The sequence below is a fragment of the Dietzia cercidiphylli genome, from assembly GCF_014145145.1.
In the GTDB taxonomy this organism is placed as follows: Bacteria; Actinomycetota; Actinomycetes; order Mycobacteriales; family Mycobacteriaceae; genus Dietzia; species Dietzia natronolimnaea.
The window spans coordinates 1-7,000 of record NZ_JAALEA010000127.1 but is presented as its reverse complement, the minus strand read 5'-3'; the positions used below and the strand labels follow the sequence as shown (position 1 = coordinate 7,000).

Genomic DNA, 7,000 nt, shown 5'->3' with positions numbered 1-7,000 from the left:
GGGGAGGACGGCGCCCCCACTCCGAGGCTGCTCGGCCTCGCCGTCGGCGCCCTGCGCTCCCTGGCCGAACACCGTCGCCCGCCCGGGCTGGTCGCCGACGCGTTCCTCCTGCGCGCCATGGCGGCGTCCGGTTGGGAGCCGGTCCTGGACTGCTGTGTGAGCTGCGGCGTGGTGGGCCCGCACCGGGCGTTCCACGTGGCCTCCGGCGGTACGGTGTGCGTGCACTGCCGGCCGCAGGGCTGTGCGATGCTCACACCCGGCGTGACCGAGCACCTGTCGGCGCTGCTGGCCGGGGAGTGGGAGGCCGTGGTCGGCTCGTCGCCTGCCGTGGTCCGCCAGGCCTCCGGCATCGCCGCCGCGCACCTGCAGTGGCATCTCGAGCGTGACCTGCGCAGCCTGCCCCTCGTCGACCGCGGGACGGTAGACCCCGTCTCCGCAGCGCCCGCTACCGCAGTGCCCATTCCAGCAGAACCCGTCCCCGCAGCACCCGTCCCCGCAGTGCCCGCTCCCGACGGGCCTCGTCCCGCCGAACCCGTTCCCGACGAACCCGTGGAGGAGTCCCGTGCCCGGACTACCCAGATTCCGTAAGCGCACCCCGTCGAGGGACGGCGCAGCGCCGGTGACCGTACGGCCGCCCACCCCGCACCCGTCGGGGGAGCGGCCGCCCGCGATCCCGTCGGAGTTCGTGCCGCGCCACGTCGCACTGGTGATGGACGGCAACGGACGCTGGGCCCAGGAGCGGGGCCTGCCCCGGACCGAGGGCCACAAGCAGGGTGAGGCGGTACTCATGGACGTGGTCCAGGGGTGCATCGAGATCGGTGTCCCGTACCTGTCCGCCTACGCCTTCTCCACGGAGAACTGGAAGCGCAGCCCCGAGGAGGTGCGCTTCCTCATGGGCTTCAACCGGGACGTGCTGCGCCGCCGCCGCGACGAGATGCACGAGTTGGGGGTGCGGGTCCGCTGGGCCGGTCGACGCCCCAAGTTGTGGAAGTCGGTGATCTCCGAGCTCGAGGAGGCCGAGGAACTCACCCGGGACAACACGGTCATGACGTTGGCGATGTGCGTCAACTACGGCGGCCGTGCGGAGATCGTCGACGCCGCGCGGGACTTCGCGCGTCGTGTCGCCGCCGGGGAGGTCTCGGCCGACGACCTGACGGAGGAGAACTTCTCCCGCTACCTCGACGAGCCGGACATGCCGGACGTCGACCTATTCCTGCGACCGTCCGGTGAGCTCCGCACCTCCAACTTCCTGCTGTGGCAGAGCGCCTATGCCGAGTTCGTCTTCCAGGACACGCTGTTCCCCGACTTCGACCGCCGCGACCTGTGGGCGGCGTGCCTCGAGTACGCCGAGAGGGATCGGCGATTCGGGGGAGTGAACGGGATCTGAGCTGCGGACCGGGCGGCGCGTCCGTCGGCGTAGTCCCGAGTCAGTCGACCGGACCCGCCTGCTCGCCACCCCGGGCGGCGACACACGCCGCGCAGAGGCCGAACAGTTCGACGGTGTGGGTCACCTCTGTGAAGCCGTGGGCCCCGCCGGCACGGTGCGCCCACGTCTCGACACCCGGTTCCTCGACCTCCACCGTGAACCCGCACACCCGGCACACCAGGTGATGATGGTGCGAATCGGAGCACTTCCGGAAGATCAGCTCCCCGGAGTCGGTGCGCAGCACGTCGACCGCACCGGCGTCGGACATCGACTGCAGGGTCCGGTAGACGGTGGTCAGGCCGATCGCGTCGCCGCGGTCGCGGAGTTCGGCGTGGAGGTCCTGGGCTGAGCGGAACCCCTTGGACTCGTCGAGCAGCGCGGAGATGGCACTGCGTTGACGGGTCGAGCGCACGCCGATCGGCTTGCCTGGTGTGTCCATGTCCCTACTCCTCCCCGGCGTGCCCGACGGCCGCCTCGACGATGTGCAACAGATGGTCGTCGAGCAACTCGTACCGGATCTCGCGTCCCCGCCGGTGTGCGGAGACGACGTTGGACGACTTGAGTACCCGGAGATGCTGACTCACCAGCGGCTGGGCGACCTCCAGGGCGTCCACCAACTCGTGGACGCAACGCGGCCCCTCGCGCAACTGTAGGACGATCGCGATTCGCAACGGCGCCGACAGCGCACGGAGCAGCTCGCCCGCGGCCGAGACCACGTGCTGAGGGGGCAGCGGCACGGGGTCGGCGTGGGGGCCGGGGTCGTGGATGTCCGCGGCAGACCCGGGGTCGGCCGGGGACTCGGGTCCGGATGCCATTGGCGCAACCTTCCGGGCGCGGTGGGAACCGGCGCCGTGTCGGGTGGGGGACCCCAGTATCCCAGACCGCCGGGGTCGACCGGATACCCTGGTGGGAAGTGCCGCGGGCGCCGGCCCGCGCCGAGGGCGTCCACCCCGACACCTCCGTCAACCGACTCACCAAAGGGAGAACCCCCGACGTGGCATCCTCAGCGTCCGTCATCGACTCAGTCGTCAACCTCTGCAAGCGCCGGGGACTGGTGTACCAGTGTGGCGAGATCTACGGCGGAACCCGTTCGGCGTGGGACTACGGTCCGCTGGGCGTGGAGCTCAAGGACAACATCAAGAAGCAGTGGTGGCGGACCTTCGTCACCGGCCGCGAGGACGTCGTGGGACTGGATTCGTCGATCATCCTGCCCCGCAAGGTGTGGGAGGCCTCCGGCCACGTCGAGACCTTCACCGATCCGCTCGTCGAGTGCCAGTCATGCCACACCCGCCTGCGCCAGGACCACCTGCAGGAGGCCCATGCGGCCAAGAAGAAGCTGGACAGCCCGGCCGATGTGCCCATGGCCGAGATCGCGTGTCCCAACTGCGGCACCAGGGGCCGTTGGACCGAGCCGCAGCTGTTCTCGGGACTGATGAAGACCTTCCTCGGCCCCGTGGACAACGAGACGGGCCTGCACTACCTCCGTCCCGAGACCGCCCAGGGCATCTTCGTCAACTACAAGAACGTCATGACCAGCGCCCGGCGTAAGCCGCCGTTCGGTATCGGTCAGATCGGCAAGGCGTTCCGCAACGAGATCACCCCCGGCAACTTCATCTTCCGGACCCGCGAGTTCGAGCAGATGGAGATCGAGTTCTTCACCAAGCCCGACGAGGCCGACGAGTGGTTCAAGCGGTGGGTCGAGGACTGCTGGGACTGGTTCGTGGACCTGGGGATCAACCCGGAGAACATGCGCCGTTTCGACGTCCCGGACGACGAGCGTGCCCACTACTCGGCCGGCACGATCGATTTCGAGTACAACTTCGGGTTCTCGGGCAGCGGTTGGGGCGAGCTGATGGGCATCGCCAACCGCACGGACTACGACCTCACCCAGCACCAGACCCACTCCGGTGAGGACCTGCAGTACCGCGACCAGGCCTCGGGCGAGAAGTACGTGCCGTATGTCATCGAGCCGAGCTTCGGGCTGACCCGGTCGCTGATGGCGTTCCTCATCGACGCCTACACCGAGGACGAGGCACCCAACTCCAAGGGCGGCGTCGACACCCGCACGGTCCTCAAGCTCGACCGGCGCCTGTCGCCGTTCAAGGCGGCCGTGCTGCCGCTCTCGCGGAACGCCGACCTCTCGCCCAAGGCGCGGGATCTGGCCGCGCAGCTACGCAAGAGCTGGAACGTGGACTTCGATGACGCGCAGGCGATCGGCCGACGCTACCGCCGCCACGACGAGATCGGCACGCCGTTCTGCATCACCGTGGACTTCGACACTCTCGAGGACCAGGCCGTGACCATCCGTGAGCGGGACACCATGGCGCAGGAGCGGGTGGCCATCGACCAGGTCGAGGGGTACCTCGCGCAGCGGCTCATCGGCTGCTGACCGCGCGCTGGCACACTGGTCGGGTGAACAGATCCCGGTCCCCGCTGCGGGCGGTGTCCAGGGCCATCGGATGGCTCCTGGTCATCGCACTGCTGCTGTGCCTCATCGTCCCCGGATTCATCGCGTTCCGTGTGTGGCACGTGGCGCGGGTGGACGACCGCACGGCGGCGGACGCGATCGTCGTCCTGGGAGCGGCCCAGTACGACGGCGTCCCCACCCCGGTCTTCCAGTCGCGACTCGATCACGCCGCCACCCTGTACGAGGAGGGTGTCGCCCCCCAGATCATCACGGTCGGCGGTAATCAGCCGGGGGACCGGTTCACCGAGGCCGGTGCGGGTCGCGCCTACCTGGCCACGCTGGGGGTGCCGCCCACCGCGATCCTGGCGGTCGAGACCGGGTCCAACACCGTCGGCAGTCTGGACGCCGTGGCCCTGACCGTGCGTGACCAGGGCGGTGGTTCCGTGGTGCTGGTCAGCGACCCCACGCACTCGTACCGGGCGCGGATGATGGCCCGGGACGCCGGACTGGACGCGTGGACGTCGCCGACCCGACAGGGTCCCGCAGTCTGGACCCGGGAGAACCAGGTTCTCAGCATCATCCGTGAGACCGGCGCGGTGCTCTGGTACCAGTACCACCGGATCGCCGGCACCGACGTGGATTTCCCGGGCTGATCCGCAGACACCACCGGCCCGGCCGCACCGGGACGACGACGACGGGGCGCACTCGCCCGACAGGAGACGCGCATGACGGGGTACGCGTACGACGCCGCAGACGCCGAGCGTCGGGTGGGCGGGGGACCCGCCCGGGCGCAGGGGACGGCGAGTGAGCGCAGCCCGTTCGAGAGGGATCGCGCCCGGGTCCTGCACTCGGCGGCCCTGAGACGGCTCGCCGACAAGACGCAGGTGGTCGGGCCCGGGGACGGCGACACCCCACGGACCCGCCTCACGCACTCACTCGAGGTCGCGCAGATCTCCCGCAGCATCGCCGCCGGCCTCGGCTGCGACCCCGACCTCGCCGACCTGGCGGGGTTGAGCCACGACATCGGACACCCGCCCTACGGGCACAACGGTGAGCGCGCTCTCGACGAGGTCGCGAGAGGGTTCGGGGGATACGAGGGCAACGCCCAGACGATCAGGATCCTCACGCGGCTGGAACCCAAGGTCGTCGACGCCGACGGGCGCGGGGTCGGACTGGACCTCACCCGGGCCGCGCTGGACGCGGCCACCAAGTACCCGTGGCTGCCGCGGGAGGGCACCAGGAAGTTCGGCGCCTATCCCGACGACGCGGACACGCTCGCCTGGATCCGCGTGGGCGCGCCCGGGGACACACGCTGCCTGGAAGCGCAGATCATGGACTTCTCCGATGACGTGGCCTATTCGGTCCACGACGTGGAGGACGCGATCGTGGCGGGCAGGCTGGACCTGCGGTCGTTGACCGACCCGTCGGAGGTCGCGGCGCTGGCCGAGCTGGGCGCACGCGAGTTCCGGGGACCCGACGCCGACCAGCTGCGCGAGGCGGCCGGGCGGCTCGGCGCGCTCGACGCGGTCCGCGCCGTCCAGCCGTTCGAGGAGTCCTTCGCGGGAGCGGTCGCCCTCAAGGCGCTGACCAGCGAGTTGGTCGGGCGGTTCGTCATGCCCGCCATCCACACCACCCGCGAGGTGCACGGGGAGACGCCGCACGGGCGGTACAGCGCCGACCTCGAGGTGCCGCTGCACGTGGAGGCCGAGGTCGTGATGCTCAAGACCATGGCCGTGCGGTACGTGATGAGCGACCCGGGGCACCGGGCCCGGCAGGATCGTCAACGCGACCGTATCCACCGGGTGGCCGAGTACCTGGCGCACTCGGCGCCGGCCGGACTCGACGCGGTACTGCGCCCGCTGTGGGACGCGGCCCCGGACGACGCGGCCCGGATGCGCGTGATCGTGGACCAGGTGGCCCTCTACACCGAGAGCCGCCTCGAGCGGATCGACCGGGCGAGCGCCGGCATCCAGGCGGCCTGGGGCTGAGCAGTAAGCCGGCTCAACCCACGGCCCGGGTGAGGTCGCCGACCAGGTCCTCGATGCCGAGCGCGCCGATGGACCCACCGGGGGAGAACCCGGTCCGCACCACCACGAGATCGGCCGACGGGACCACCACGATGTACTGCCCGTCGTGCCCCGAGGCCCAGTAGGCGTCCGCGGGAATCCCGGGAAGACGCAGCGGGGTGCCGTCACCGGCGTCGTTGGTCCACCACTGCGCGCCGTAGGGCTCGGGCTCACCGCCGGCCGGGACGACGCTCGTCGCGTAGTCCATCCATCCGGCGGGGAGCAGGCGGCGACCGTCCACCTCGCCGTCATCCAGCGTGAACTGCCCGAACCGCGCCCAGTCCCGCGGCGTGGCCCACAAATACGAGCTGCACACCGACCGGCCGGAGGCGTCGGCCTCGAGTACCGCGCTGGTCATCCCGAGCGGGTCGAACAGCAGCCGATCGGCCATCTCGGGCCCGAGGCCGGTGCGCTCGTGCAGCAGGTCGCACACGATGTTGGTGGTGCCCGACGAGTACTGACGGACGGTCCCGGGCTCGTGGGCGAGCGGTTGGGCGGCGGCGAACGCGGCCATGTCCGGCTCGGCGAACAGCATCTGCGTGATGGGGGTGCCGAGGTCGTAGTCCTCGTCCCACTCCAGCCCGGAGGTCATGCGCAGCAGGTCGTCGAGGGAGATCTGCGCCCGCTCGTCGGTCCACTCGGGGCGCAGGTTCGTGTCCGCCGGGTCGAGGTCGGCCTCCGGGAACTCCTGCTGCGCGCGCCCGACCAGGGTGGCCGCCACGCTCTTGGCCATGGACCACCCGAGCTGCCGGGTGTCCGGACCGAAGCCGTCGGCGTACCACTCGTCGAGGATCTCACCGCGGTGGACCGCGACGAGGCCGCGCGTGCCCTCCTGGCCGGCGGCCCGGTCGAGTGCCGCACCGACCTCGGCCGGTACGTCGGTGGCCTGCGGCAGGCCGATGCCCTCGGGGCGGTCCTCCTGGGACCCGACGAGGGAGGTGTGCTCGGAGCCCGCCGCGCGGCCCTCGCCCACCGCGCACCCGTACTCGGAGGCCCAGGCCTGCTGGGCAAAGGCGATGCCCAGGACGGAGGAACGCGCCCACCCCTCGGAGTCGTCGATCTCCGTGCGCAGCAACGGCACCAGCGGGTTGGGCGGCAGGT

General features: G+C 70.9%; 8 protein-coding genes. 5 read left to right on the top strand and 3 right to left on the bottom strand.

The genetic code is table 11. The features are described from left to right. Positions 1-588, top strand: a 588-nt coding sequence (gene recO, locus G6028_RS05345) for a DNA repair protein RecO (RefSeq protein ID WP_182658261.1), incomplete at its 5' end; no start/stop codon positions are given. 31 nt (positions 589-619) lie between these two features. Continuing rightward, the gene (locus tag G6028_RS05340) at positions 620-1,387 is read left to right on the top strand and encodes an isoprenyl transferase (RefSeq protein WP_179524971.1); all 768 of its coding nucleotides are present in this window, start codon (positions 620-622) and stop codon (positions 1,385-1,387) included. Positions 1,388-1,427: 40 nt separating this feature from the next. Here G6028_RS05340 and G6028_RS05335 read toward each other — a convergent pair whose 3' ends face one another. Then, positions 1,428-1,865 carry a Fur family transcriptional regulator gene (locus tag G6028_RS05335; RefSeq protein WP_182658260.1) on the bottom strand — a complete coding sequence of 146 codons (438 nt, stop codon included), beginning with the start codon at positions 1,863-1,865 and terminating at the stop codon, positions 1,428-1,430. Positions 1,866-1,869: 4 nt separating this feature from the next. Next, positions 1,870-2,241, bottom strand: a complete 372-nt coding sequence (locus tag G6028_RS05330) for an ArsR/SmtB family transcription factor (RefSeq protein ID WP_194306843.1) — start codon at positions 2,239-2,241, stop codon at positions 1,870-1,872. A 179-nt stretch (positions 2,242-2,420) separates the two neighbouring features. On the opposite strand from G6028_RS05330, the gene G6028_RS05325 reads away from it, so the two are divergent. From G6028_RS05325 to G6028_RS05315, 3 genes are all read left to right on the top strand, one after another. After that, the gene (locus tag G6028_RS05325; RefSeq protein WP_182658259.1) at positions 2,421-3,815 is read left to right on the top strand and encodes a glycine--tRNA ligase; all 1,395 of its coding nucleotides are present in this window, start codon (positions 2,421-2,423) and stop codon (positions 3,813-3,815) included. Between the two features lie 53 nt (positions 3,816-3,868). Beyond that, positions 3,869-4,486 (top strand): ElyC/SanA/YdcF family protein, encoded by a 618-nt coding sequence (locus tag G6028_RS05320; protein ID WP_182616829.1) that lies wholly within the window; start codon positions 3,869-3,871, stop codon positions 4,484-4,486. A gap of 72 nt (positions 4,487-4,558) precedes the next feature. Then, the gene (locus tag G6028_RS05315; RefSeq protein ID WP_179524975.1) at positions 4,559-5,821 is read left to right on the top strand and encodes a deoxyguanosinetriphosphate triphosphohydrolase; all 1,263 of its coding nucleotides are present in this window, start codon (positions 4,559-4,561) and stop codon (positions 5,819-5,821) included. Positions 5,822-5,834: 13 nt separating this feature from the next. Here G6028_RS05315 and G6028_RS05310 read toward each other — a convergent pair. Continuing rightward, positions 5,835-7,000 (bottom strand): serine hydrolase domain-containing protein (locus G6028_RS05310; RefSeq protein ID WP_182658258.1); only part of this gene is annotated, 1,166 nt, incomplete at its 5' end.

Excerpts from the sequence above, each read along its gene's own strand:
- G6028_RS05335 (WP_182658260.1), bottom strand. The coding sequence starts at position 1,865 with ATGGACACACCAGGCAAGCCGATCGGCGTGCGCTCGACCCGTCAACGC.
- G6028_RS05330 (WP_194306843.1), bottom strand. The coding sequence starts at position 2,241 with ATGGCATCCGGACCCGAGTCCCCGGCCGACCCCGGGTCTGCCGCGGAC.
- G6028_RS05315 (WP_179524975.1), top strand. The coding sequence starts at position 4,559 with ATGACGGGGTACGCGTACGACGCCGCAGACGCCGAGCGTCGGGTGGGC.